Annotated in this window: 20 protein-coding genes and 2 tRNA genes; 8 read left to right on the forward strand and 14 right to left on the reverse strand. The window is 66.6% G+C overall.

All coding sequences use genetic code 11. The annotated features are described in order from the left end of the window. Positions 1-6 precede the first annotated feature (6 nt). A complete protein-coding gene (clpX, locus tag MB901379_RS16200) occupies positions 7-1,287 on the reverse strand; it encodes an ATP-dependent Clp protease ATP-binding subunit ClpX (protein WP_158017566.1) in 1,281 nt (426 codons plus the stop codon). A gap of 788 nt (positions 1,288-2,075) precedes the next feature. Between clpX and MB901379_RS16205 the strand changes: the two genes are divergently transcribed. Next, on the forward strand, positions 2,076-3,602 hold the full coding sequence (locus MB901379_RS16205) for an MFS transporter (RefSeq protein ID WP_158019243.1): 1,527 nt from the start codon (positions 2,076-2,078) through the stop codon (positions 3,600-3,602). 27 nt (positions 3,603-3,629) lie between these two features. Here MB901379_RS16205 and clpP2 read toward each other — a convergent pair whose 3' ends face one another. The 4 genes from clpP2 to MB901379_RS16225 all read right to left on the reverse strand — a co-directional run bounded on the left by clpP2 (position 3,630) and on the right by MB901379_RS16225 (position 6,566). Beyond that, positions 3,630-4,265: an ATP-dependent CLP protease proteolytic subunit ClpP2 gene (gene clpP2 / locus MB901379_RS16210; RefSeq protein ID WP_158017567.1), complete on the reverse strand. Its 636-nt coding sequence runs from the start codon at positions 4,263-4,265 to the stop codon at positions 3,630-3,632. Beyond that, positions 4,265-4,855, reverse strand: coding sequence for an ATP-dependent CLP protease proteolytic subunit ClpP1 (clpP1, locus tag MB901379_RS16215; protein ID WP_269462763.1), 591 nt, complete (start codon positions 4,853-4,855; stop codon positions 4,265-4,267). The genes clpP2 and clpP1 overlap by 1 nt, the downstream gene beginning before the upstream one ends. A 161-nt stretch (positions 4,856-5,016) precedes the next feature. Further along, positions 5,017-6,453 carry a trigger factor gene (gene tig / locus MB901379_RS16220; RefSeq protein WP_158017568.1) on the reverse strand — a complete coding sequence of 479 codons (1,437 nt, stop codon included), beginning with the start codon at positions 6,451-6,453 and terminating at the stop codon, positions 5,017-5,019. Positions 6,454-6,489: 36 nt separating this feature from the next. Next, a tRNA-Pro gene (locus tag MB901379_RS16225) sits at positions 6,490-6,566 on the reverse strand. A gap of 145 nt (positions 6,567-6,711) precedes the next feature. On the opposite strand from MB901379_RS16225, the gene MB901379_RS16230 reads away from it, so the two are divergent. Both MB901379_RS16230 and MB901379_RS16235 read left to right on the forward strand, forming a co-directional pair. Then, positions 6,712-6,782: transfer RNA gene (locus tag MB901379_RS16230), tRNA-Gly, on the forward strand. 20 nt (positions 6,783-6,802) lie between these two features. Further along, positions 6,803-7,990: a serine hydrolase domain-containing protein gene (locus MB901379_RS16235; protein ID WP_158017569.1), complete on the forward strand. Its 1,188-nt coding sequence runs from the start codon at positions 6,803-6,805 to the stop codon at positions 7,988-7,990. On the opposite strand, the gene MB901379_RS24250 is transcribed toward MB901379_RS16235, so the two are convergent. The 5 genes from MB901379_RS24250 to MB901379_RS16260 form a co-directional block, all read right to left on the reverse strand. Then, positions 7,957-8,289, reverse strand: a complete 333-nt coding sequence (locus MB901379_RS24250) for a hypothetical protein (RefSeq protein ID WP_197717816.1) — start codon at positions 8,287-8,289, stop codon at positions 7,957-7,959. The two genes, MB901379_RS16235 and MB901379_RS24250, sit on opposite strands and share 34 nt — an antisense overlap. 314 nt (positions 8,290-8,603) lie before the next feature. Beyond that, on the reverse strand, positions 8,604-9,404 hold the full coding sequence (locus tag MB901379_RS16245; protein ID WP_158017571.1) for an Fpg/Nei family DNA glycosylase: 801 nt from the start codon (positions 9,402-9,404) through the stop codon (positions 8,604-8,606). A 20-nt stretch (positions 9,405-9,424) separates the two neighbouring features. Further along, entirely contained in the window at positions 9,425-9,904 is a 480-nt protein-coding gene (locus tag MB901379_RS16250; RefSeq protein WP_197717817.1) for a ribose-5-phosphate isomerase, read from the reverse strand. Between the two features lie 75 nt (positions 9,905-9,979). Beyond that, complete coding sequence (locus tag MB901379_RS16255) at positions 9,980-10,603, reverse strand: Rv2466c family mycothiol-dependent reductase (RefSeq protein ID WP_158017572.1); 624 nt, start codon at positions 10,601-10,603, stop codon at positions 9,980-9,982. Positions 10,604-10,702: 99 nt separating this feature from the next. Beyond that, positions 10,703-12,427 carry a PE family protein gene (locus MB901379_RS16260; protein ID WP_158017573.1) on the reverse strand — a complete coding sequence of 575 codons (1,725 nt, stop codon included), beginning with the start codon at positions 12,425-12,427 and terminating at the stop codon, positions 10,703-10,705. Positions 12,428-12,692: 265 nt separating this feature from the next. On the opposite strand from MB901379_RS16260, the gene pepN reads away from it, so the two are divergent. Then, positions 12,693-15,314, forward strand: coding sequence for an aminopeptidase N (gene pepN / locus MB901379_RS16265; RefSeq protein ID WP_158017574.1), 2,622 nt, complete (start codon positions 12,693-12,695; stop codon positions 15,312-15,314). Between the two features lie 14 nt (positions 15,315-15,328). Here the strand turns inward: pepN and MB901379_RS16270 are convergent, their stop codons facing one another. From MB901379_RS16270 to MB901379_RS16280, 3 genes are all read right to left on the reverse strand, one after another. Next, positions 15,329-15,796 carry a DUF5130 domain-containing protein gene (locus MB901379_RS16270; RefSeq protein ID WP_197717818.1) on the reverse strand — a complete coding sequence of 156 codons (468 nt, stop codon included), beginning with the start codon at positions 15,794-15,796 and terminating at the stop codon, positions 15,329-15,331. Continuing rightward, positions 15,783-16,010 (reverse strand): aa3-type cytochrome oxidase subunit CtaJ, encoded by a 228-nt coding sequence (ctaJ, locus tag MB901379_RS16275; RefSeq protein WP_158019246.1) that lies wholly within the window; start codon positions 16,008-16,010, stop codon positions 15,783-15,785. Before ctaJ ends, MB901379_RS16270 begins: the two co-directional genes overlap by 14 nt. A 112-nt stretch (positions 16,011-16,122) precedes the next feature. Next, on the reverse strand, positions 16,123-16,764 hold the full coding sequence (locus MB901379_RS16280) for an HNH endonuclease (RefSeq protein ID WP_158017576.1): 642 nt from the start codon (positions 16,762-16,764) through the stop codon (positions 16,123-16,125). A gap of 151 nt (positions 16,765-16,915) precedes the next feature. On the opposite strand from MB901379_RS16280, the gene MB901379_RS16285 reads away from it, so the two are divergent. The 4 genes from MB901379_RS16285 to MB901379_RS16300 all read left to right on the forward strand — a co-directional run bounded on the left by MB901379_RS16285 (position 16,916) and on the right by MB901379_RS16300 (position 22,993). Continuing rightward, positions 16,916-17,302 carry a globin gene (locus MB901379_RS16285; RefSeq protein WP_158019247.1) on the forward strand — a complete coding sequence of 129 codons (387 nt, stop codon included), beginning with the start codon at positions 16,916-16,918 and terminating at the stop codon, positions 17,300-17,302. After that, positions 17,302-18,873, forward strand: a complete 1,572-nt coding sequence (locus tag MB901379_RS16290) for a glycoside hydrolase family 13 protein (RefSeq protein ID WP_158017577.1) — start codon at positions 17,302-17,304, stop codon at positions 18,871-18,873. The genes MB901379_RS16285 and MB901379_RS16290 overlap by 1 nt, the downstream gene beginning before the upstream one ends. 194 nt (positions 18,874-19,067) lie before the next feature. Then, positions 19,068-20,942, forward strand: coding sequence for a PE family protein (locus tag MB901379_RS16295; RefSeq protein WP_158017578.1), 1,875 nt, complete (start codon positions 19,068-19,070; stop codon positions 20,940-20,942). A gap of 227 nt (positions 20,943-21,169) precedes the next feature. Further along, entirely contained in the window at positions 21,170-22,993 is a 1,824-nt protein-coding gene (locus MB901379_RS16300) for a PE family protein (protein WP_232021883.1), read from the forward strand. 452 nt (positions 22,994-23,445) lie between these two features. Here the strand turns inward: MB901379_RS16300 and MB901379_RS16305 are convergent, their stop codons facing one another. Then, positions 23,446-25,167 carry a GMC oxidoreductase gene (locus tag MB901379_RS16305; RefSeq protein WP_158017579.1) on the reverse strand — a complete coding sequence of 574 codons (1,722 nt, stop codon included), beginning with the start codon at positions 25,165-25,167 and terminating at the stop codon, positions 23,446-23,448. Positions 25,168-25,459 lie beyond the last annotated feature (292 nt).

Raw genomic sequence — 25,459 nt, forward strand, 5'->3', positions numbered from 1 at the left:
CGCCGGTTATGCACTCTTGTCGCGGCGCTCCGAGCGTGACGGTTTGCGGGGCACAATCGTCGGCAACACGTTGTCCTGCACGGTCTCCTTGGTGACCACCACTTTGGCGACATCGTCGCGGCTTGGGATGTCGTACATCACCGGCAGCAGGACTTCTTCCATGATCGCTCGCAGACCGCGGGCACCGGTGCCGCGGTGGATCGCTTGGTCGGCGATCGCTTCCAGCGCGTCGTCAGTGAATTCCAGTTCCACACCGTCCATCTCGAAGAGCCGGGTGTACTGCTTGACCAACGCGTTCTTGGGTTCGGACAGGATCTTGACCAACGATTCCTTGTCCAAGTTGGTCACCGAAGCAACCACCGGCAACCGTCCGATGAATTCGGGGATCAAGCCAAACTTGATCAGATCCTCGGGCATCACCTCGGCGAAGTGATCGGTGGTGTCGATCTCGGCCTTGGAACGGACTTCGGCGCCAAAGCCCAATCCCCGTTTCCCGACGCGCTCGTAGATGATCTTTTCCAACCCGGCGAATGCACCCGCCACGATGAAGAGCACGTTGGTGGTGTCGATCTGAATGAATTCCTGGTGCGGGTGCTTGCGGCCGCCCTGCGGGGGAACCGAAGCCTGGGTGCCTTCCAGAATCTTCAGCAGGGCCTGCTGCACACCCTCGCCCGAGACGTCGCGGGTGATCGACGGGTTTTCGCTCTTACGCGCGATCTTGTCCACCTCGTCGATGTAGATAATGCCCGTCTCGGCGCGCTTGACGTCGTAGTCGGCGGCTTGGATGAGTTTGAGCAGGATGTTTTCCACGTCCTCGCCGACGTAGCCGGCCTCGGTCAGCGCCGTCGCGTCGGCGATGGCGAACGGCACGTTGAGCATCTTGGCCAGCGTCTGAGCGAGGTAGGTCTTGCCACAACCGGTGGGTCCGAGCATCAAGATGTTGGACTTGGTCAGCTCGACGGGCTCATACCGCGAATCCCGGCTCTTCTCACCTGCCTGGATCCGTTTGTAGTGGTTGTAGACCGCGACGGCCAGTGTTCGTTTGGCCGTGTCCTGTCCGATGACGTAGCCCTCGAGGAATTCTCGAATCTCGACCGGCTTGGGGAGTTCGTCGAGCTTCACATCGTCGGCGTCGGCGAGCTCCTCCTCGATGATCTCGTTGCACAGATCGATGCACTCATCGCAGATGTAGACACCGGGACCAGCAATGAGCTTCTTGACTTGCTTCTGGCTCTTCCCGCAGAACGAGCACTTCAGCAGGTCACCGCCGTCTCCTATGCGCGCCATGATGGTGAGGGCCTACTTCCTAATCGCCGTTCGTCTTACCGTGCCGCGTGTAACCCCCGACGCTACCCGCTCGCTCCGGCCCACCGCGACCGTTAGCGCCGAATAGCGTCCTTGGTATTCGCTGGGGTATTCATGCCTTTCGTCTGAATGAAACATATAGCCCGACGGCTCCCGTTACTCGCTGAGACGCGCGATCCGTATCTCTGGCGTGTCGCGGTTGTTACGCCACCGAGGCCCGTCAAGTGGCGGACCCGGGTGCCCACCAGACTCCCAGGCGACCACCCTACAGTGCCACGGTGTGATTGACCGGTGATTCACGCCGATCGAACTTGTCGGCGTCGACGCCAGCATTCGGGCACTAAACGAAACCGGCCATATTCAATCCTGAGCACCGTCCCCACAGCCACATAACCATGCCGAAGCCGGCAATCACCAAGCTGCGCAAAATGCATTTATCGCCGTATCTATTTCCCTAGGGTTGCTTTTGTGAGAGCGAGGCTGGGCATCGTGCGGATCAGCAACGCCGGGGGCGGATCAGCAACACCGGGGCCCACCACCGCCGCTGTGCAGCGCTGCACACCTCACCGCAAGGCAGCTATCCGTCTCCAATGCGCAGATCAAGGCGGGCGATGACTAACGACGGCATGATCAGCGGCCAGCCGGACAAGTCGGGCGGGGCCGGTGTACCCGACCTCAACGACGCGGATGCCCGTGCCCCGAGCCCCGTCCAACAGCCGGTGACTGCCGGGTTCGACGAACCCGCGGTGGCACCCGATTCCCACCCGACCATGACCCCTCGCCAGCGGCTGACCGTGGCGGGAACCGGCCTGGGCATCTTCATGGTGTTCGTGGACGTCAACATCGTCAACGTCGCGCTGCCCAGCATCCAACGGGTCTTTCACACGGGCGAGCAGGGCCTTCAGTGGGCGGTCGCCGGCTACAGCCTGGGCATGGCCGCCATGCTGATGAGCTGCGCCTTGCTGGGTGATCGTTATGGGCGCAAGCGCGGCTTTTTCCTCGGGCTGGGCCTGTTCGTCGCAAGCTCGGTGGTCTGCGCGATGCCGATCAACCTCGAACTCTTCACGGCCGCCCGCATGGTCCAGGGCGTTGGGGCCTCGTTCATTTCGGTGTTGTCCCTTGCCCTGCTCAGCCACGCCTTTCCCGATCCGCGCGCAAAAGCGCGCGCAATTGCCGACTGGATGGCCATCGGCATGGTCGGGGCGGCGACGGCCCCAGCGCTGGGTGGGCTGATGGTCGAAACCTTCGGTTGGCGCAGCGTGTTCTTGGTGAACATTCCGCTGGGAGCGATCGTGTGGGTACTGACGCTGGTGGGCATCGATGAGTCGCAGGACCCGGACCCGACCGCGCTGGACTGGGTGGGCCAGCTGACCTTCATACCCGCGATAGCCGTGATGGCATACACGATCATCGAGGCGCCGCGTTTTCATCGGGAATCGGCGGTTTTCGCTACGTCGCTGCTGTTGATAGCGGTGATGCTGTTGGGCGCTTTTGTGCTCCACGAACGCCGCACCGCGTTCCCGTTGATCGATCTTCGGCTATTTGCCGAGCCGGTGTACCGAGCGGTGCTGATTGTCTACTTCGTGGTGATGTCCTGCTTTTTCGGGACTTTGATGGTGATCACGCAGTACTTCCAGAATGTGCGTAGCTTGTCTCCGCTGCATGCGGGACTGATGATGCTGCCCGTCCCGGCGGGGTTCGGGTTGGCGAGTCTGCTAGCCGGTGCGGCGGTCAACAAGTGGGGCGCCCGGCGCACGGTGCTGACGTGTCTGTTGGCGATGGTCATCGGGTTGGCGCTGTTTATGGCCGCGATGGGCCATGCGCTGCCCGTCGCCATTGGTGGGCTGATGATTTTTGGTGCCGGCGGAGGCGGCAGCGTCACGCCGCTGTTGCACCTTGGGATGACGAAGGTTGATGACCACCGGGCCGGCATGGCGGCGGGTCTGCTGAATCTGCAGCGGTCGATGGGCGGAATTTTTGGGGTGGCCTTTCTCGGTTCCATCCTCGCCGCGTGGTTGGGTGCCACGCTGCCGGACAGCATGGCCGACGATGTCCCCGACCCGGTAGTCCGGGAGATTGTGGTCAACACCATCGTGGATAGCGCCAATCCGCATGCGCACGCAGCATTCATCGGGCCACGGCATCGCATCACGTCGGCGCAGGAGACAGAGATCGTCAGCGCCGCCGACAGGGACTTCATGCAGGGCATCCGGCTGGCCTTGGGGTGCGCCTCGGCATTGCTGGCGGCCGGGTGGGTGCTGGGATTTCGGCGGTTTCCTCGCCCCGACCCCGATTAGCCGCGTTGGTCGCACCACCGCCGGGGCTCACACCTTTTGCGCGGACAGCTTCCGATACTCGAGCACGGTGTCGATGATGCCGTAGTCCTTGGCCTCTTCCGCGGTCAAGATCTTGTCCCGGTCGGTGTCCTTGCGGATGACCTCGGCGTCCTTGCCGGTGTGGCGGGCCAGCGTGGTTTCCATCAGGGTACGCATCCGCTCGATCTCGGCCGCCTGGATTTCCAGATCGGAGAACTGACCCTGGATCACGCCCGACAATGACGGCTGATGGATCAGCACCCGCGCATTGGGTAGCGCCATCCGCTTGCCCGGCGTTCCCGCAGCCAACAAGACCGCCGCCGCCGAGGCCGCCTGCCCCAAGCACACCGTCTGGATGTCGGCACGTACATACTGCATGGTGTCGTAGATCGCCATCAGCGAGGTGAAGCCGCCGCCCGGCGAGTTGATGTACATCGTGATGTCGCGGTCGGGATCCAACGACTCCAGCACCAGCAGCTGCGCCATGATGTCGTTCGCGGATGCGTCGTCGACTTGGACGCCGAGGAAGATGATGCGTTCCTCGAACAGCTTGTTGTAGGGGTTGGACTCCTTGACACCGAAGCTCGAGTGCTCGATGAACGACGGCAGGATGTACCGCGCCTGAGGCTGGATCTGTGGATTCATTACGCTTCTCCGTTGACGTGGGCGCGGGTGATGATGTGGTCGACGAAACCGTATTCCAGGGCTTCCTGCGCGGTGAACCAGCGGTCGCGATCCGAATCCGCCTCAATACGCTCGATCGGCTGGCCGGTGAACTCGGCGTTGAGCCGGAACATCTCCTTCTTGATGACCGCGAACTGCTCGGCCTGGATGGCGATGTCGGCCGCGCTGCCGGTCACGCCGCCCAGTGGTTGGTGCATCAGAATGCGGGCGTGCGGCAAGGCGTAGCGCTTACCCTTGGTACCCGCCGCCAGCAAGAATTCGCCCATCGAGGCGGCCATCCCCATCGCGTAGGTGGCGATGTCACACGGCGCCAACACCATGGTGTCGTAGATCGCCATCCCGGCACTGATCGATCCGCCCGGGGAGTTGATGTAGAGCGAGATGTCTTTGCCGGCGTCTTCGGCGGCGAGCAGCAGAATCTGCGCGCACAACCGGTTGGCGATCTCGTCGTTCACCTCCGAACCAAGGAAAATGATGCGCTCGGACAGCAAGCGCTCATAGACCGAGTCCGTGAGATTGAGACCCTGCGAATTCGAACGCATGTCAGTCACGACTGGGTTACCTGCTTTCTCGTGTTCCGTATGCACCGACACTAACCAACGGCACCCCGTGTTTGGCGGCCACGCGCCCCCAGAAGTGGCCGCGTTCGCTCACAGCGTCATGCCTTCGGCCTTGGTCGGCCCCTTCCCTCGTTGGTCGGTGGTATCTGTCGTCACTCGGCCACGTCGGCGCTATCGGCGTCCCCGGCGTCCCCCCCGGCGTTGCTGGCTGCGTCCCCGGTGTCCTCCGGGGTGTCCTTGTCCAGCAAGTCGGTCACGTCATTCTCGACTGGCTTGCCGAAGAACTCACTGGTGTCGATCGTGTTGCCCGCGGTGTCGGTCACCGTCGCGGCCTGGGCAACCGCCCGTACCGCCAACTCGCGCCGAACGTCGGCAAACATCGACGGCAGCTGGTTGTTCTCCTGCAGGTAGGCAAATAGCTGCTGCGGCTCGATGCCGTACTGGCGAGAGGTCGCGACCAGCCGTTCGGTCAGGTCCTCCTGACCAACCTGGACTTTGAGATCGTTTGCCAAAGCATCCAACAGCAATTGGCGCTTGACGTCCTTTTCCGATGCGGTGCGGGCCTCGGCGTCAAACGCCGCGCGGGACGAACCTTGCTCGGAGAGCAGTTCGTTGAACCTGGCTTCATCATGGTCGATGCCGCGCAGCGCGCTGTGTATGACGCTGTCGTATTGGGCCTGTACATAGGACTCCGGCAACGGCACCTCGACCTGCTCGAGCAGAGCGTCGATGGTGGCATTGCGAATCTGTTCCGCCTGCTGGGCTCGCTTGGTTTGACCGACCTGTTCGCGCAGGTTCGCCCGCAGCTCATCGATCGTGTCGAACTCACTGGCCAACTGCGCGAACTCGTCGTCGGGCTCGGGTAGCTCGCGCTCCTTGATGGATCGGACGGTGACGGTGACCTGAGCATCCTTGCCCGCGTGTTCGCCAGCAGCCAGTTGAGCGGTAAATTCCCGGGACTCATCGGCGGACAACCCGACCAGCGCATCGTCGAGGCCGGCGATGAGCCGGCCGGAACCCACCTCGTGCGACAGCCCTTCGGCGGCGGCATTGGGCACGTCCTCACCATCGACGGTGGCGGACAGATCGATGGAGACGAAGTCGCCGACCGCCACCGGGCGATCTACGCCGGTCAGGGTGCCGAACCTGGCGCGCAACGATTCCAGTTCGGCATCCACCTCTTCGTCGGTCACCTCGACCGGGTCGACCGAGACCGCCAGCGAACCCAGATCCGGCAGCTCGATCTTCGGGCGGACGTCAACTTCCGCGGTGAAGGCGAGATCTTGGCCGTACTCCTTGTGGGTCACCTCGATGTCCGGGCGGCCCAGCGGTTCAATCTCCGACTCGGCGAGCGCTTGGCCGTACCGGGTGGGCAATGCGTCGTTGACGATCTGATCGAGCATCGCCTCCCGGCTGAAGCGCGCCTCGAGCAGCTTGACCGGCGCCTTTCCGGGCCGGAAGCCGGGTAGCCGCACCTGTTTGGCCAGCTCCTTGTAGGCCCGCTGGAAATCCGGCTCGAGTTCGGCGAAAGGCACCTCCACCTTGATGCGAACCCGGGTGGGGCTCAACTGCTCGACGCTGCTCTTCACGGATGTGCTCCTTGGTGGTCGTTAGTGACGGTCGGCTGGTCGGGGTGACAGGATTTGAACCTGCGGCCTTCCGCTCCCAAAGCGGATGCGCTACCAAGCTGCGCTACACCCCGCGGTGACCTCGCGATCCTACGGCCCGACGGCGGCGGCTCCACAGCGACCTCGCACTGCGACGCACTGCGACCGGGCCGGTCACGTAACTGCGTCGATTAGATTTGATCTTGGCTACCACGTAAAGTCTCGCTCGACTTAACGCATGCGGGCGTAGCTCAATGGTAGAGCCCTAGTCTTCCAAACTAGCTACGCGGGTTCGATTCCCGTCGCCCGCTCTGATCCATAGAAAGGCGACATGCGCGACGTCGCGATATACGGCTCATGCGCGCCCGCCTTCGGCAAAGTGCACGAGGCCTTCCAACGCAACTTTTCCCAGTTCAACGAAGTCGGCGCCGCTGTCGCCGTGTGGGTTGACGGCGATCTCGTGGTCAACCTGTGGGGAGGTTCGGCGGACGCCGCTGGTATTCGGCCGTGGCAGCAGGACACCCTGTGCACCGTGTTGTCGGGCACCAAGGGGCTGACGGCCACCTGCATCCACCAGCTCGCAGATCGCGGTGAGCTCGATCTACAGGCGCCGGTGGCCCGCTATTGGCCCGAGTTCGCGCAGGCGGGCAAGGACGCCATCACGCTGGCAATGGTGCTGAGCCACCGGTCCGGTGTCATCGGGCCGAACCGGCGATTGAGCTGGCAGCAAGTCACCGACTGGGACTTCGTGTGCGACCAACTGGCCGTTGCCGAACCGCGGTGGGAACCGGGTACCGCCCAGGGCTACCACATGACAACCTTCGGCTTCATTCTCGGCGAAGTGTTCCGTCGTGTGACAAATCGCACGGTCGGGCAATACCTGAGGACCGAGATCGCCGAGCCGATCGGGGCCGACGTGCACATCGGCACCCCCCCGTTCGAGCAGCACCGCTGCGCCGATCGAGTGAACAAACCACACGCCCGAGATCTGCTGGCCGACGTGCAGGCTCCGACCGATCCGACCAGCCTCGAGGAACACCCCAAGGCCGGACTGTCGATCTCGATGGGCTTTGCGCCCGACGACGAACTCGGCTCCAACGACCTCCAGTTGTGGCGCCAGCTGGAGTTCCCCGGTACCAATGGCCAAGTGTCAGCGCTGGGACTGGCGACCTTCTATAACGCCCTGGCGCAGGAAAAACTGCTCAGCCGCGAGCACATGGATTTGGTCCGGGTATCGCAAGGCGGCTTCGACACCGACCTCGTGCTCGGGCCACGGGTTGCCGATCACGGCTGGGGATTGGGCTACATGCTCAACCAGCGCGGGATCAACGGACCCAACCGGCAGATCTTCGGCCACGGCGGGCTGGGCGGCTCATTCGGGTTCGTCGATTTGGAACACCGCATCGGCTACGCCTACGTGATGAACCGCTTCGACGCCAGCAAAGCCAACGCTGACCCGCGTAGTATCGCGTTGAGTAGCGAAGTCTATGCAGTGCTCGGCGTTACCGCGGACCGCTGAACGGCGAATTCGGCTGCAGCAAACCGTGTCGTGCGGGAAACGACACGGTGTCCCGCGCCGGCCGTGGGCCTATCGGGGCCCACCCGGACCGCCCAGCGGTCCACCAGGCCCACCCGGGCCGCCCTGCGGTCCACCAGGCCCACCCGGGCCGCCCTGCGGTCCACCAGGCCCACCCGGGCCGCCCTGCGGTCCACCAGGCCCGCCCCCCGGTCCCACCGGTCCCGCCGGTCCACCTGGTCCCCCAGGGCCGCCGGGCGCCGGCCCGTTACCGTGGCAATGCCCCAGGTCCCAGTTGTCACCCCAGCCCGGGTCCCAGAAATCGCCCGGACACCATTGCGGGAAGGGTGCAGGTTGCGCCTGAGCGTCCGTTGCGGCGCCCAGACCGGCAAGCCCCAAGCCCACGATCATTGCGAAACCCGTTGCGGCCAAACGTGCTGAAGTTCTTGTTGAGTTCATAGCCACCAGAACTACCCCGAAAACCTGTACTGAATCTGAAGCGACAGCGCACAACTAGCTGGCAACGCCAGTTCGTCGCCAATGGGCCCCAGCGGACCCGCACCGGCGAGTACTTTCGCGGCGTCCGCTCACTGGGACACCCCACTCGCCTCCGCCGTCACGTCTGACAGGACGGACACCAAAATACGTTCCGGCCATCAAGCACTGCGGTACGGATCGTCGTCCCGCACACGCGGCACGGGTCACCGGCGCGCCGATAGACGTAGGTACGAGGCCGCCCCGGGGCATAGGACGGCAGGCCGTGGTCATGTTCGGGATGGACCACAACGATTTTGCCGCGGCGCAAACCGACTTTCATCAGCGCCACCAGATCGGCCCAAGCCGCGACGAACTCCGCCTCACTGATCCGCTGTCCGGCCCGATACGGGTCGAGGCGATGTCGAAACAGGAGCTCGCTGCGGTAGACATTGCCGACCCCCGCGATCACCGTCTGATCCATAAGTAGCGCACCGATAGGCCTGCGGGATTTGGCGATTCGGGCCCACGCCCACGACGGGTCGGCATCGCGGCGCAACGGGTCTGGTCCCAATCGGGCCAGTACATCGGCGACCCGGGACTCATCGATTACCTCGCACACCGTGGGTCCACGCAGGTCGGTACCGTAATCTGCGCCGACCATGCGCATTCGCACCTGCCCGGTCGGCTCCGGGAGGGGTTCGGCCACGCAGCGTTCCCATTCGGTAAACACCCCGTAGAGCCCGAGATGCACATGGACTATCCCACCGCGGTCGTAGTGGTGGAACAGATGCTTACCCCAGGCGCTGGTACGTCGCAGCACATTGCCATCCACCGCGGCACCGGCGAATTTGCCCTGCGGGCTAGATACCGCCACCGGCGCACCGGCGAAACGACGCTGATGCAGCCGGGCCAGCCGATGCAGGGTATGCCCTTCGGGCACGAGTAGTCCTCGTCGCGTTCTCAGGCCACCGCGCCGGGCACGGGCGGCGCTTCATGGGTCCGTTCGTACTCGTTCAGAATGTCGATGCGGCGTTGATGGCGTTCGGCTTTCGACCAGGGTGTGGACACAAAGGCGTCGACAATAGCCAGCGCCTCGGCAACGGTGTGCATGCGACCTCCGATCCCGATCAGCTGAGCGTTGTTGTGTTCTCGGGCCAGCTTCGCCGTTTCGACACTCCACGCCAGCGCGCAGCGCGCCCCGATGACCTTGTTGGCGGCGATCTGTTCACCGTTGCCCGATCCACCCAACACGATGCCCAAACTGCCCGGGTCGGCCACCGTGCGGGTGGCTGCGGCAATGCAAAACGCCGGATAGTCGTCGTCGGCGTCGTAGCTGTACGCGCCGCAATCGATCGGTTCGTGCCCCAAGTTCTTCAGGTGGTCGATGATCTGTTGCTTGAGGTCGTAGCCGGCGTGGTCGGAACCCAAGTAGACGCGCATGCCCGACATTGTGCCCGACGCCAACCGGTGCACCATTGGCGGCTGGTGATGGCGCCCGCCAATCGATTCCGGCGCTCAGTCGAATTCGGGTGGCTCGGTGCGGGTCCGCTTGAGCTCGAAAAAGTGAGGATAGCCCGCGAAAGTCACCGAGGCATCCCACAGCTTGCCGGCCTCCTCGCCGCGCGGAATCTTGGAGAGCACCGGCCCGAAGAACGCCACACCGTTAACGTGGATGGTCGGGGTGCCGACGTCATCGCCGACCGCATCCATCCCGGCATGGTGGCTCGCGCGCAGGGCGTCATCGTAGGCGTCGCTGGTGGCGGCCTCAGCCAACTCGGCGGGCAGACCCGCCTCGGCCAGAGACAACTTGATGACCTCCTCAAGATTCTTGTTGCCTTCATTGTGAATTCGGGTGCCCATGGCGGTGTACAGCGGATCCAACACCTTGGCACCGTGGGCCTGCTCGGCGGCGATCGCCACCCGCACCGGCCCCCAAGCCTTCGCCATGAGTTCCCGGTATTGCTCCGGCAGGCCTTCACGGTTCTCGTTGAGGATCGCCAAGCTCATCACGCGGAAGTGCACGTCGATATCGCGAACCTTCTCCACTTCGAGAATCCACCGCGAGGTAATCCAGCACCACGGACACAAAGGATCGAACCAAAGGTCGGCCTGAGATTTCACTGGGGTCTGGTCGGGCATAGTGCGGTCCTCTCATCGACGGTCAAAACAGCGCAACCGTTCGCGCTCCGGGATTGTTCCCGGAGTGCGGTGTCCCGCGAGGACGTTTGTTGGTCTCGGTCAGCCCGGCTGGCCGGAGTCGCCCGAGTCGCCGGTTGCACCGGCCGCGCCGCTAGCGCCGGCCGCTGCGCCGCCGCCGTCGCCGAACCCACCGGCGCCACCCAGGCCCCCGGCGCCGCCGCTCCCCCCGCTGCCCGCAGCCCCGCCGAGCCCGGAAGCGCCCGAGTGGCCAATCAGCCCGCCCGCGCCGCCCGCCCCGCCATTGCCGCCGTTGCCGCCATCACCGCCGGCACCGCCGTCGCCGCCATCACCACCAACGCCGCCTTGACCCATCTGGAACTTGCCGCCGCCGAACGCGCCGTCGCCGGCGACGCCACCGGTTCCACCCGCACCGGCGAGGGAGCCGCTGCCGCCGATACCCCCGGCACCACCAGCCCCACCGACCCCGCCGTTTCCGAACAGCAGACCGCCCCGGCCGCCGACCCCACCATGGCCGCCGTCGCCGCCAAGGCCGCCAGCAACACCGTCACCGCCGCGTCCGCCGGCGCCACCGTTGCCGCCCGTAGCGGACTGTCCGGGGAAGGCGTCGGCGTTCACATCGGCGCTACCCCCGGCGCCACCCGTGCCGCCCGTGGCGCCGGTGCCGCCTGGACCGCCGGCGCCGCCGTTCCCACCGTGAGCACTACCGCCTTGGGCGGAGGTAGTGGTGGTGGCGGCACCGCCCGCTCCACCGGTCCCGCCGATGGCGCCGGCACCGCCAGCACCGCCGATGCCGCCATCGCCGCCCGTCGCATTCGGTCCGACCGTGCCGATGGCGGTGCCGCCGGCACCACCGGCACCGCCCATGGCGCCGGGGCCGCCGTCGCCGCCGTTGCCACCGGCACCACCGGTGACGTTGCCCTGCCCCGGTATCGGTTCGGTCCACGCGGCGCCGCCGCGGCCTCCGGCGCCGCCGATCTCCCCGGTCGCGGCGCCGTTGCTACCGTCGCTGCCGCCGGTGCCGGTGCCATTGATGACGTCATGGCCCTGCGAGCCGTTTTCGGCATAGCTGAAGGGCGCCTCCGCCGGGGAGGGATTGGCGCCGTTAGCCCCGGCGCCACCCGCCCCACCAACGCCGCCGTTACCACCTTGCCCCCACAGCCCGGCGCTGCCGCCGGCACCGCCGTTGCCGCCCAGCGCGCCGGTTGCGCCGATCCCACCGGCACCACCATTGCCGCCATTGCCCAAGAGCATGCCGCCGGCCCCGCCATTGCCCCCCGACGCACCGAGTCCACCCGCGCCACCGGCCCCACCGGAGCCGAATAGCCCTGCATTCCCGCCATTGCCGCCGGCCTGGCCGACTCCGGCGCCGGCCGCACCGTTACCGCCGTTGCCCAACAGCCATCCACCGTCGCCGCCGCTGCCGCCCGGCGTCGTGGCGTTGGCTCCATTGCCGATCAACCCTCGCCCCGTCAGCGCCTGCACGGGCGCATTCACCAGATTGACCGCCTGCTGGATCGACGCATTGGCCGCCTCCGCCGCCGAATAGCCGCGGGCCCCCGCGGTCAACATCCGCACCATCTGGTCGTGGAACGCGGCAGTATTAGTGCTAAACGCCTGATACGCCTCGGCGTGTGCGCCGAACACCGCCGCTATCGCCGTCGAAATCTCATCGGCCCCCGCGGCCAGCATCGACGTGGTCCGGCCCGCCACCGCGACGTTGGCCGCACTGATCGTCGAACCAATGCCCGCCAATTCCGTTGCCGTCGCCGCCACGAGCTCCGGCGTCACAACCACAAAAGACATCGCCCTACCCTCCTGCCACCACAGCGCCGTTAGCGCCTACCGAGCGTGCACATCAGATCGCAGGGCTCACACCCTACCCAACCAACGACTAACCAGGAGTGCAATTGATCACAACCACACCTACCCTTAATTCACCTGCGCCTCAACTTAATTCACCGAATGATCAACTCCGCGTCCCGCGGCAGACCCCGAACTCCGTTGGCCGACCGCGCTTTACCAACGGGCTCTCGCTCGCCCGTGCGCGGCTGCAGATATGTTGGACGCCGTGGCCCTTCCAAATCTCACCCGGGACCAAGCGGTCGAACGCGCCGCTTTGATCACCGTCGACAGCTACCAGATCAACCTCGATGTGACCGACAGCTCGGATGGCAGAAGCACTCCCGCCGGACACACCTTCCGCTCGACCACCACCGTGGCCTTCGACGCACTTCCGGGGGCCAATGCCGTGATCGACATCGCCGCCGACCGCATTCGCAGCGCCAGCCTCAACGGTCAAGAGCTGGACGTATCCGGCTACGACGAGTCGACCGGGATCCCGCTGCGCGGGCTGGCCCACCGCAACGTCGTCATCGTCGACGCCGATTGCCGGTACTCCAACACGGGCGAGGGCCTGCACCGCTTTCTCGATCCGGTCGACAGCGAAACCTACCTGTACTCGCAGTTCGAGACCGCCGATGCCAAACGCATGTTCGCCTGCTTCGACCAGCCCGACCTCAAGGCCACATTCAATATCCGTGTGAGCGCGCCCAAGCATTGGCAGGTGGTGTCCAACGGTGCCACGGAAAGCATCTCGGAAGGCGATTCCTGCGCGGTACACACCTTCGCCACCACGCCGCGGATGAGCACATATCTGGTGGCGCTGATCGCGGGACCGTACGCCGTCTGGAACGACGTCTACACCGACGAACACGGCGAGATCCCGCTGGGCATCTACTGCCGGACGTCGCTGGCACCATACATGGACGCCGAGCGGTTGTTCACCCAAACCAAACAGGGATTCGGCTTCTACCACAAGCACTTTGGCATGCCGTACGCGTTCGGCAAATACGACCAGCTATTCGTCCCGGAGTTCAACGCCGGCGCGATGGAAAATGCGGGCGCGGTGACATTCCTCGAGGACTACGTATTCCGCAGCAAGGTCACCCGCGCCTCGTATGAGCGGCGCGCCGAAACGGTGCTACACGAGATGGCACACATGTGGTTCGGCGATCTGGTCACCATGACGTGGTGGGACGACCTGTGGCTCAACGAGTCCTTTGCCACCTTCGCCTCGGTGCTGTGTCAAAGCGAGGCCACCGAATTCACCGAGGCCTGGACTACGTTTGCCACGGTAGAAAAGTCGTGGGCCTATCGCCAAGATCAGTTGCCCTCGACGCATCCGATCGCCGCCGACATTCCCGACCTGGCAGCGGTCGAAGTCAACTTCGATGGAATCACCTATGCCAAGGGCGCTTCGGTACTCAAACAACTCGTCGCCTATGTGGGATTGGAACATTTCCTATCCGGATTGCGGGACTACTTCCGCACCCACGCGTTCGGCAACGCCACGTTCGATGATCTGATCGCGGCGTTGGAAAAGGCATCCGGCCGCGATCTTTCGGATTGGGGCCGGCAGTGGCTCAAAACGACGGGCCTCAACACGCTGCGCCCGGATTTCGACGTCGACGCCGACGGCCGGTTCACCCGGTTTGTGGTGCAACAGAGCGGTGCCGCCCCGGGTGCGGGCGAGACCCGAGTGCACCGCCTGGCGGTGGGCATCTACGACGACGAAGCCTCCGACGGGTCCGGCAAATTGGTGCGGGTTCACCGAGAAGAACTCGACGTCGCCGGCCCGGAATCGGAAGTCCCCGCGTTGGTCGGTGTTTCACGCGGAAAGCTGATTCTGGTCAACGACGACGACCTGACTTATTGCTCACTGCGGCTCGATGCCCAGTCGCTGCAGACCGCGCTGGCCCGCATCGCCGACATCGCCGAGCCGCTGCCACGAAGCCTGGTCTGGTCCGCCGCTTGGGAGATGACTCGCGAGGCCGAACTGCGAGCTCGCGACTTCGTGTCACTGGTATCCGGTGGCGTACACGCCGAGACCGAGGTCGGCGTGGCGCAACGGCTCTTGTTGCAGGCTCAGACGGCGCTGGGCTCCTACGCCGAGCCGGGCTGGGCCCGCACGGAAGGCTGGCCCCAGTTCGGTGACCGGTTGCTGGAATTGGCGCACGCCGCCCAGGCCGGGTCGGACCATCAGCTCGCCTTCATCAACGCGCTGTGCACCTCGGTGTTGTCACCACATCATGTCGAGACCCTGGCCGCCCTACTCGACGCTGACTCGACGGATCCGGCAGAATTGGGATTGGCAGGCTTGCAAGTTGATACCGACCTGCGCTGGCGCATCATCACGGCGCTGGCGACCGCGGGCGCCATCGACGCCGAGGGCCCACAGTCACCAAGGATCGACAGCGAAGAACAACGTGACCCGACCGCTGCCGGCAAGCGGCACAGCGCTCAGGCCCGCGCCGCGCGGCCGCAGCTTGAGGTCAAGAACAGCGCGTTTACCAGGGTCGTCGAAGACGACACCCTGGCCAACATCACCGGCCGGGCGATCATCGCGGGCATTGCCGCTCCGGGGCAAGGCGAGCTGCTCAAACCCTTGAGCGCTCGCTACTTCGACGCCATACCCGGAGTCTGGGCGCGGCGATCGAGCGAGGTCGCGCAATCGGTCGTGGTGGGCCTGTATCCCTACTGGGACATCAGGGAGGAGGGCATCGCCGCTGCCGACCGATTCCTGTCCGCCCCGGAGTCGGAGGTGCCGCCGGCGTTGCGCCGGTTGGTGTTGGAAGGCCAGGCCGCGGTGAAGCGCTCGTTGCGGGCCCGGCGGTTCGACGGCGGGGCCTAGCCAGGGGCTAGCTACTAAGCTGGCGCGATCCCGGCGCTGAGCACGCGGATGGCGCTGATCAGGCCGTCAATCAGGTTGCCCTGCTCGAACGCCGAGGTAGCGGCGGCCACCCCGAGCGGGGCCGCCGACTCGGCTCCACGACCTCGCAACTGTGAACCGTAAGCAACCTCGATGGCGCACTGATTCGGCGAGACGGCGATTAACACCGCGTCGTCGGGTGTGGGCACCTTGGCCAGGATTTCACGGGCCCGTGCGGCGGTATCGCTGCCGAGGTCGCCCAGGTACACGGCAAAGCGCGCGTTGGAGGCGCGGGAGCTGTATTTCAGGGCGTCGTCGACGGCCACCAGGTCTTTGATCGGGAACGGGAAGTGCACCGATGCCTCGGCGGGTTCGGTGACCCCGGAAAGTCGTCCGCTGGTGGTGAGCGCCCAACCCCTCGGCAGCTCGGTGAGCTCTTTCGTCGCTACTTCACCATGTGCCACTGGCGCCACCTCCAACTGTGAACCCGGATGCGTCGTGCCCGCCGTGGCCACCTCCGACGGCCTCATCGGTGGCCGCCCACAGGATTGGCGGATGCGTCCATTTCTCCGACAGCTCATAGGTCGGCTCATGCGGTCCCTTGCGGGTCAAGAAAGTCAATCCCAGCAAGACCACCAACAGCAGCGGGATGCCGATGAAAAAGAGGTGAATCTCCATAGCGCTCACGACGCAAACCGTATCCCACGCCGGAATCAGTCGGAGCACTTAGTACGCCAACCGTGTCGCCAACACCGACGTGAGCCGCGCCGATGCCACCCCGGACGGCGCCCTACGCGGCGCCTTCGCCGAGATATCGCGCCCAGGACGGGTCGAGTTCCTTGATCGTCGACAGCAGCCGCCAGTGCTGACCGGTCGGCGGCAGCGGAGTTCGGCGCAGGGACCAGCCAAGTTCGGCGAGCGACTTGTCGCCCTTGCGGTGGTTGCACCTCGAGCAGCACGCGACGCAGTTCTCCCACGAGTGCTCGCCGCCGCGGCTGCGGGGCACCACATGGTCGACGGTGTCGGCCTTCGCCCCGCAATATGCGCAGCAGAAATGGTCGCGGTGCATGAGCGCGGCCCGGGTCATCGGCACCCGCGCCCGGTACGGGACTCGCACAAAGGTGCGCAGCTGGATCACCGATGGCAACACGATCGAGCTGGTCGCCGAATGGATAACCGGCCCGGTGGGATCATCGTGCACCACGTCGGCCTTACCGCAGATCACCATCACGACCGCCCGTCGCACCGGCAACGCGGTGAGTGGCTCGTAGGTGGAGTTGAGCAACAACACCCGGCGGCGGCTCCATAACGACGAACTCTCCGACCGCGCGGGCGGATGGGTATCGACGCTGTGCAGGCATGACGCGGACCCCGATATACCGGCCGCGGCTCCGGCACTGCGGTGGCCGCGGCGCTTTTTGCCGTGCGCCATAGATCCTCCGCGACACAGTCCACCATGATTTGTTGTCGATCGCACGCTTATTGCCGCGGCCACCCCATGTCGAGGCGGTGAACACCAGGGGCTGAACCGGCGGCCGCGATGCCTCAAAGGCGAATGCCCCACAATGGAAGAGATGGATCAGATGCCCAAGTCTTTCTATGACGCGGTCGGCGGCGCCAAGACCTTCGATGCAATCGTGTCGCGCTTCTATGCGCAGGTCGCCGAGGACGAGATACTGCGTCAGCTGTATCCCGAAGAGGATCTGGCCGCCGCCGAGGAACGGTTGCGGATGTTCCTCGAGCAGTATTGGGGTGGCCCGCGAACGTACTCGGACCGGCGTGGCCATCCCCGTTTGCGCATGCGACACGCCCCCTTCCGAATCACCCCCATCGAACGCGATGCCTGGCTGCGCTGTATGCACACCGCCGTGGCGTCCATCGACTCGCAAACGCTCGACGACCAGCACCGTCGAGAGTTGCTCGATTATCTGGAGATGGCCGCCCACTCCTTGGTCAACTCCGGGTTTTGATGTCCACCCCTAGCAGCGCGCAGTGGTGGTCGTCTGCGGTGTTCTACCAGGTCTATCCCCGATCGTTCGCGGACAGCAACGGCGACGGGGTCGGCGACTTGGACGGGCTGGTGGCCGGGCTTGATTACCTGCAACTACTCGGCATCGATGCGATCTGGATCAATCCGGTCACCGTCTCCCCGATGGCCGACCATGGCTACGACGTCTCCGATCCACGCGATATCGATCCGCTGTTCGGCGGGATGGCCGCCCTCGAACGGCTGATCGCCGCGGCACACCGTCGAGGCATCAAGATCACCATGGACGTGGTGCCCAACCACACCAGTTCCGCGCACCCGTGGTTTCAGGCGGCGTTGACCGCCGGCACCGGCAGTGCCGCTCGGGATCGCTATTTCTTCCGCGACGGGCGAGGACCGAACGGTTCGCTGCCGCCGAACAACTGGGAGTCGGTGTTCGGCGGACCGGCCTGGACCCGGGTGACCGAACCCGACGGCAGCCCCGGCCAATGGTATTTGCATCTGTTCGACGCCGAACAGCCCGATCTGAATTGGGAAAACCCGGATATCTTTGACGACTTCGAGAAGACGCTGCGCTTCTGGCTGGAACGCGGCGTAGACGGGTTCCGCATCGACGTCGCGCACGGCATGGCGAAGCCGCCCGGCCTGCCGGACACGCTGGACCATGCCCAGGTGCTGCGCCACACTGACGACGACCCTCGGTTCAACCACCCGAATGTGCACGCGATTCACCGCGACATCCGCACCGTGATCAACGACTACCCCGGAGCGGTGACCATCGGCGAGGTGTGGGTGCACGACAACGCTCGCTGGGCGCAGTATCTGCGGGCCGACGAACTACATCTCGGCTTCAATTTCCGACTCACCCGAACCGATTTCGACGCCACAGAGATCCACGACGCGATTCAGAACTCGCTGGCCGCCGCCGCCATCGAAAGCGCCGTCCCGACCTGGACACTGGCCAATCACGACGTGGGCCGGGAAGTGACCCGCTACGGCGGCGGCCAGATCGGGCTGCGCCGGGCGCGGGCCATGGCGATGGTCATGCTCGCCCTGCCCGGCGCGGTATTCCTCTACAACGGCCAAGAACTCGGGCTGCCCGACGTGGAGCTGCCGGACGAAGTGCTACAAGACCCGACCTGGGAGCGCTCCGGACACACCGAACGTGGCCGGGACGGCTGCCGGGTACCGATCCCGTGGTCGGGCAACGCTCCCCCGTTCGGGTTTTCCACACGCCCCGACACCTGGTTGCCGATGCCGGACCAGTGGGCGGCGGTGACCGTCGAGAAACAGCTCGACGACCCCGCTTCGACGTTGTCGTTTTTCCGGCACGCGCTCCAATTACGCAGGGAACGCGCTGAATTCGATGGCGGCGACTTCGAGTGGCTGACCGCTCCCCGCGATGTGTTGATGTTCCGGCGCAGCGACGGGCTGGTGTGTGTCCTTAACGCCGGCGACCGTGGGTTGACGCTGCCGGCGGGCGAGCCGCTGCTGGCCAGCTCGCCGCTGCTGGACGGCGTGTTGCCGCCCGACGCGGCGGCCTGGCTGGTGTAGGCCGTCCCGCCCCGTCCCGACATGGATTTGCCGTATGACCGCGTAGCGACGGCGTCGCGGGCGCAGCAGGTGTCCCAGGGGTAACAGATTTGATCGAAAGTCTGACCTACCGAATCACTGTATGCATACAGTATTACCAACTGCGACTATTGACTTGCGACAAGACGCGCAAACGGTGCTACCGAAGGAAAGCAATGTCGTACGTGTTGTTGGCGCCGGAAACGCTGGCCGCCGCGGCAACCGATCTGGCGGGGATCGGCTCAGCGCTACAGGCGGCCAACGGGGCCGCAGCTGCCCAGACGGCCGAAGTGCTGGCCGCCGGCTCCGATGAAATCTCGGCGGCCGTCGCCGCACTGTTTTCCGGGCATGCAATGGACTATCAGGCGCTTAGCGCCCGGATGGCCGGGTTTCACCAGCAGTTCGTGCAGGCATTAACCACCAGCGGGAGCGCATATGCCGCCGCCGAAGCGGCCAACGCCACCCCGCTGCAAGCCCTCGAACAGCAGGTCCTCGGAGCGCTCAACACCCCCACCCAAGCCCTGTTCGGGCGCCCGCTCATCGGCGACGGCGCCCACGGCGCACCCGGCCAAAACGGCGGCGCCGGCGGGCTGTTGTGGGGCAACGGCGGCAACGGCGGCGCCGGCACCGCCGCCCACCCCACCGGAGGCAACGGCGGCGACGCCGGGCTGATCGGCCATGGAGGCGCCGGCGGGGCCGGCTACAACCCGGCCGCCGCAACCGGTGCCGCCGGCGGCAACGGAGGTGTTGGCGGCCACGGCGGCTGGCTGCTGGGCAACGGCGGAGCCGGCGGCATCGGCGGTACGGGCGCCAGCGGCGCCGACGGAACCGGAGGCGCCGGAGGTGCCGGTGGAAGCGGCGGTCTCGGCGGTGCCACCGGGCTGTTCGGCAACGGCGGGGCCGGCGGCACCGGCGGACAAGGCGGCGACGGCGGCGATCACTTCAGCAGCATCGGCGGAGCCGGCGGTGCAGCCGGCGCCGGCGGCGGCGGCGGTGCCGGCGGGTGGCTGTACGGCAACGGCGGCGCCGGAGCTGCCGGCGGACAAGGCGGCGACGGCGGCAGCGGCTTCGATCCCGACACTGGCGCCGTCGGTGGTAACGGCGGTGCCGGTGCCGCCGGCGGCGCCGGCGGCTGGCTGTACGGCCACGGTGGGGTCGGTGGTGCCGGCGGGCAGGGCGGCGACGGCGGCGACGGAACGTTCGGCGGTATCGGCGGTGATGGCGGTGCCGGTGCTGCCGGCGGCGCCGGCGGCTGGCTATGCGGCAATGGTGGGGCCGGAGGTGTCGGCGGGCAGGGCGGCGGCGGCGGAGATCGCAGCGACTTCGGCGGCATCGGTGGTGCCGGTGGTGCCGGTGGTGCCGGTGCCATCGGCGGGACTAGTGGGTTGCTGTTCGGCAATGGTGGTGCCGGAGGTGCCGGCGGGCTGGGCGGCGATGGCGGTAGCGGCGGCGGCTTCGGCGGCGCCGACGGTGGTAACGGCGGTAGCGGTGGCGCAGGCGCGGCCGGCGGGACCGGCGGTTGGGTACACGGCAGCGGTGGGGCCGGCGGTGCCGGCGGGCACGGTGGAACCGGTGGCGACAGCGTGGCCATTGGCGGAATCGACGGCTCCGATGGCGGCCACGGTGGTGTCGGAGGTCATGGCGCTGTCGGTGGAGCCGGTGGGTGGCTATCGGGCAATGGTGGGGCCGGAGGTGCTGGTGGGAGCGGTGGTGACGGCGGGAATGGCGGCAACGGCGGCTTCGACACCGGAGGCGACGGCGGGACCGGCGGCAGCGGTGCCGCCGGCGGGGGTGGCGGCTGGTTGTACGGCAGCGGCGGCAACGGTGGCAACGGCGGGCAGGGCGGCGCCAGCGGTACCGCGGGCGTCAACGGCGCCGGCGGCGATGGCGGCGATGGCGGCGATGGCGGCAACGCCCAGCTAATCGGCAACGGTGGAACCGGTGGCGCCGACGGGACCGGCGGCATCGGCACGCCCGACGGATCCGACGGGACCGGCGGTGTCAACGGGACCGGCGGTCTCCTGTTCGGCACGCCCGGAACATCCGGCTAGCCCACCAAATCGCTGATCGTCGTGAGCCGACATCGGGAACTGCTCTCGGTCGCAGCGGCCTTGCGCGCAACTCTGAGCGATTGCCTGCGCGGCAGTTACCCGGGCGACCGAGTCTTTCATCAATCTTTCGGAATGCGAACCGCCGGGAGGACGGCCCGTACTATTTTTGATACCCACAACCATTTGACGAGCAAAGATGGTGTGGCTGCGGCTCTTGGAGGACAGAGTTGCCGTATCTGATGGTCGCCCCGGAAACGCTGGCCGCCGCGGCAACCGATCTGGCGGGGATCGGCTCAGCGCTACAGGCGGCCAACGGGGCCGCAGCTGCCCAGACGGCCGAAGTGCTGGCCGCCGGCTCCGATGAAATCTCGGCGGCCGCCGCCGCACTGTTTTCCGGGCATGCAATGGACTATCAGGCGCTTAGCGCCCGGATGGCCGGGTTTCACCAGCAGTTCGTGCAGGCATTAACCACCAGCGGGAGCGCATATGCCGCCGCCGAAGCGGCCAACGCCACCCCGCTGCAAGCCCTCGAACAGCAGGTCCTCGGAGCGCTCAACACCCCCACCCAAGCCCTGTTCGGGCGCCCGCTCATCGGCGACGGCGCCCACGGCGCACCCGGCCAAAACGGCGGCGCCGGCGGGCTGTTGTGGGGCAACGGCGGCAACGGCGGCGCCGGCACCGCCGCCCACCCCACCGGAGGCAACGGCGGCGACGCCGGGCTGATCGGCCATGGAGGCGCCGGCGGGGCCGGCTACAACCCGGCCGCCGCAACCGGTGCCGCCGGCGGCAACGGAGGTGTTGGCGGCCACGGCGGCTGGCTGCTGGGCAACGGCGGAGCCGGCGGCATCGGCGGTACGGGCGCCAGCGGCGCCGGAGGTAGCGGCTCCGGCGGCAACGGAGGTGTCGGCGGTCCCGGTGGCGGCACCGGGCTGTTCGGCAACGGCGGGGCCGGCGGCACCGGCGGACAGGGCGGCGGCGGCGCCGATAACAGCTTCAACGGGGACGGCGGCGCAGGCGGCGACGGCGGCGCCGGCGGAGCCGGGGGTTGGGTCCACGGCGACGGCGGGGTCGGCGGCAACGGCGGAGGCGGGGGCGATGGCGGCGACGACACCGTCTTCGGCCTGGGCGGGACCGGCGGGGCTGGAGGCAACGGCGCCACCGGCGGGATCGGTGGATGGCTGCACGGAACCGGAGGAGCCGGCGGCAACGGCGGACACGGTGGCGACGGCGGCATCGATCTGGCCGACTTCGGCGGCATCGGCGGTGCCGGCGGTGACGGTGCTGGCGGCGGCGCGGGCGGATGGCTATTCGGCAACGGCGGCACCGGCGGCTACGGCGGGCACGGCGGCACGGGCGGAGACGGCGGAGCCAACGCCGGATTCGGCGGCTTCGGCGGTGCCGGGGGCGATGGTGCCGGCGGCGGGGGCGGCGGGTGGCTACTGGGTAACGGTGGCGCAGGCGGCTACGGCGGGAACGGCGGCGACGGCGGCGCCAACGATGGCGGTGGCTTCGGTGGAGCCGGAGGAGCGGGTGCCACCGGCGGGGCCGCCGGCTGGCTGTATGGCAATGGCGGCGCCGGCGGCAGCGGCGGTCAGGGCGGCAACGGCGGCGACATCAGCCAATTCAGCGGCGGCGACGGAGGTGCCGGTGCCGGCGGCGGTGCCGGTGGTTGGCTGTTCGGCGACGGGGGGATAGGCGGTGACGGCGGGCGCGGCGGCGTCGGCGGTGGGAACGCGGTCCTCGCCCTCGGTGGCGCCGGCGGCAACGGAGGCGCCGGCGCCACCGGTGGGGTGGGCGGAGCGCTGATCGGCAACGGTGGGGCTGGCGGCGCCGGCGGACAGGGTGGCGACGGCGGTACCGGCGCCACCAACGGTGTCGGCGGCAACGGCGGCGACGGCGGCAACGGCGGCAACGCTCAATTGGTCGGCAGTGGCGGCGCCGGCGGCGCCGGCGGCGCGGGCGGTGACGGCGTGCCCGACGGCACTGGCGGCGCCGGCGGCACTGACGGCGTTGGCGGGCTGCTGTTCGGCACACCCGGTGCGTCCGGGTAGCACCGGACTGATTGCCCGCGGCGGCGCGGCATCGATGCCATCTGGATCAACCCGGTCACCTTCTTTCCGATGGGCGACCACGGCTATCATCGCGATTCGACTGCGGTGACCTCGCGGCTGACCGCTACCTGCGATGTGGCGATCTGGCGATGTTCCGGCGCACCGGCGGGCCTGACGTATGTCCTCAGCGTCGGTGACCTCGGCTTGATACGCGGTATTCACCCCTGTAACTATGACCTTGCTCACAAGGTCGGCGCCCGCCCGGCACCGCCCGGGAATAGGTCAGGTCGGCCCCACGGATCGGTCATGTGATAGCCACATCCGCGGGCCAATACGGCCGAACTCGCGCGCATGGGCCTGGGCTCTGTCCACCCACGAAAAGATGTCCTGGCTGGTCTTAAGGGTTTCCGGAGTCGCGCGTCTCGCGTTAAGTCCAGCAATACCAACGGGACTCAGATCCGGTCGTCGGCCTCGGTATCGGGGTCATAGCCGGGTAGCCCAAGTTCGCGACGCAACAGTTCGGCGCTGCGTTCGGCGAACATCGAAATGGTCAAAAACGGGTTTACTCCGATGGCTCGGGGAATCACCGAGGCGTCGCAGACATAGAGCCCGTCGTAGGTACCCCCGTCGGGGTGGAACACGCGTCCGGCGTGGTCGACTACGCCGGCATCGACGTTGTCGGAGGTAGCGCATCCACCCATCGGGTGGGCGGTGATTAGGTGCTTGCCCAGAAAACGCTTGTCCCACCGAGGGTTCTTGAGGTAAATCCCACCGACCGCCTCGACCGCCGGCTTCATGATCGCGTCAACGTCGCGGTAGACCGCCTCGGTGGGTGCCCCGGGCCAAACGATCTTGACCGAGCCATTCCTGCGCAACATCAGCTCGCCGTCGGAGTTGTCGTGAACCATGATCAGGAACCCCAGCGAGTGGTTCATCGCCCCGTCGGTGTTGAACCTGATGTCGCGGCGCCAGCGGTCGAGTTTCGCCGATCGTAGGTCGCGATAGTTGGTTGCGGCCAACCCCATCAACCCCAGCCGGAAACTGTCGACGAGGGCACGAGGCAGCGAGAGGTCCTCGACAGTGAACCGCTTGCGCAAGTCGGATTGATGGGCGCCGAAACGCATTACGGCGGTGATGCTCGGCCCGCACGCAAGCTCGGATCGCGGCGGGCCGTCGGTAGTGGCCCAGGTTTGCGTGTCGGTGCGCATGTCGGTGTTGTAGGCGATGGCGAAGTTGTCGCCGTTGCCGCTGAAGTTCTTGCCCAACCGGGTGGACAGTCTCAGCCCGGCCTGTCTCGAGCGCATCAGGATCGCGTTGGACCCCAGTGTGCCGGCGGCGATCACGACGCGACGGGCAAGGATGGCAGTCTCGGCGTGCCGGCGTTTCGCCCCCGTGTGCCGGATGATCACTCGCCACCGACCGTCATCGGCGGGTTCGATTCGTTGAGCTTCGGTGCCACAGAACATGTGCACGCCATGGTGCGCGGCCATAGGCAAATAGTTGGTCATCAGGGTGTTCTTTGACCCGGTGTTGTCGCCGGTACCGTCGCCGCCGTGGTTGGGGCACCGTCGCCGCTGCACGCCGTACTTGCTGACCCGATCCTCGCTACTCACGGTGATATCCAGAATCTGCAACTGTGCGCCCGCGTTCTTCGCGATCTGCGAGAATGCCTCGACCCGACGCAGCGGCACCTGCTGTGCGTAGGGCAGCGCTCCCAGCATGCGACGGGCCCGGGCGAAATATTCCTCCAACCCGCCGACCCCGTCCCCCTGCTGGTCGACCAATTCCTGGAACTGTCGCGGCCATGACGCCAGGAACACTTCTCGATCGGGCGCGATCGCCACGTTGAAGTTGATCAACGAGGTACCGCCGAGTCCATTCGCGCGGATCACGTCGATGGTCTTGAATCGTTCGATCTCGATGAGACCCAGTGGATTCGACGAGGAGCGAAGTTGAGCCAGCGCGGTCTTCTCGGACTCGGGGAAGGTGCCGGTCGGATGCTCAGCACCGCGCTCCAGCAAGGCGATCGCGAGTTGGCCACCGGCGGTCGCATTGGCGACCGCCAGTCGTGCCGCGGTGATAGCACCGCCGTAACCGGAGCCCAGGATCAGTACGTCGTACTCGCTGCGCAGCGCGGCGGTGGATGTCGCCAAAGAACCGGCTACATCGGTCATGAACAGCAACGTAGACGGTGGCAACGGCTACGCGGGCGAAGTTGACCGAGAAATTCGCCCGCACCCACGGGTGTCCCTACCCCGATTGCCTCCTCAGCCTGAAGTGCAGTCCGGACACGGCTGCAGGAAATCTATTGCGGTCAAGGAGAACACGCGGCACAGGTGCTTCCGCGGGGCCTCGGCAGCCGACGATCCGGATCGCTTTGCGCGGACACCATCACGCCGCGCTGCCGGCCATCGTCCAATCGGCCGCCGTGATGCCGTTGTCCTCGGCTCCCGCAAACAACTGCGA

It is taken from the genome of Mycobacterium basiliense (assembly GCF_900292015.1).
Taxonomy (GTDB): domain Bacteria; phylum Actinomycetota; class Actinomycetes; order Mycobacteriales; family Mycobacteriaceae; genus Mycobacterium; species Mycobacterium basiliense.

What these genes read in the sequence shown, in the direction of transcription:
- clpX (WP_158017566.1), bottom strand. Translation starts at nt 1,287, where the DNA reads ATGGCGCGCATAGGAGACGGCGGTGACCTGCTGAAGTGCTCGTTCTGC.
- MB901379_RS16205 (WP_158019243.1), top strand. Translation starts at nt 2,076, where the DNA reads ATGACCCCTCGCCAGCGGCTGACCGTGGCGGGAACCGGCCTGGGCATC.
- clpP2 (WP_158017567.1), bottom strand. Translation starts at nt 4,265, where the DNA reads ATGAATCCACAGATCCAGCCTCAGGCGCGGTACATCCTGCCGTCGTTC.
- MB901379_RS16235 (WP_158017569.1), top strand. Translation starts at nt 6,803, where the DNA reads ATGCGCGACGTCGCGATATACGGCTCATGCGCGCCCGCCTTCGGCAAA.
- MB901379_RS16250 (WP_197717817.1), bottom strand. Translation starts at nt 9,904, where the DNA reads ATGCGCGTCTACTTGGGTTCCGACCACGCCGGCTACGACCTCAAGCAA.
- MB901379_RS16255 (WP_158017572.1), bottom strand. Translation starts at nt 10,603, where the DNA reads ATGCCCGACCAGACCCCAGTGAAATCTCAGGCCGACCTTTGGTTCGAT.
- MB901379_RS16260 (WP_158017573.1), bottom strand. Translation starts at nt 12,427, where the DNA reads ATGTCTTTTGTGGTTGTGACGCCGGAGCTCGTGGCGGCGACGGCAACG.
- ctaJ (WP_158019246.1), bottom strand. Translation starts at nt 16,010, where the DNA reads ATGGAGATTCACCTCTTTTTCATCGGCATCCCGCTGCTGTTGGTGGTC.
- MB901379_RS16280 (WP_158017576.1), bottom strand. Translation starts at nt 16,764, where the DNA reads ATGGCGCACGGCAAAAAGCGCCGCGGCCACCGCAGTGCCGGAGCCGCG.
- MB901379_RS16285 (WP_158019247.1), top strand. Translation starts at nt 16,916, where the DNA reads ATGCCCAAGTCTTTCTATGACGCGGTCGGCGGCGCCAAGACCTTCGAT.
- MB901379_RS16290 (WP_158017577.1), top strand. Translation starts at nt 17,302, where the DNA reads ATGTCCACCCCTAGCAGCGCGCAGTGGTGGTCGTCTGCGGTGTTCTAC.
- MB901379_RS16295 (WP_158017578.1), top strand. Translation starts at nt 19,068, where the DNA reads ATGTCGTACGTGTTGTTGGCGCCGGAAACGCTGGCCGCCGCGGCAACC.
- MB901379_RS16305 (WP_158017579.1), bottom strand. Translation starts at nt 25,167, where the DNA reads ATGACCGATGTAGCCGGTTCTTTGGCGACATCCACCGCCGCGCTGCGC.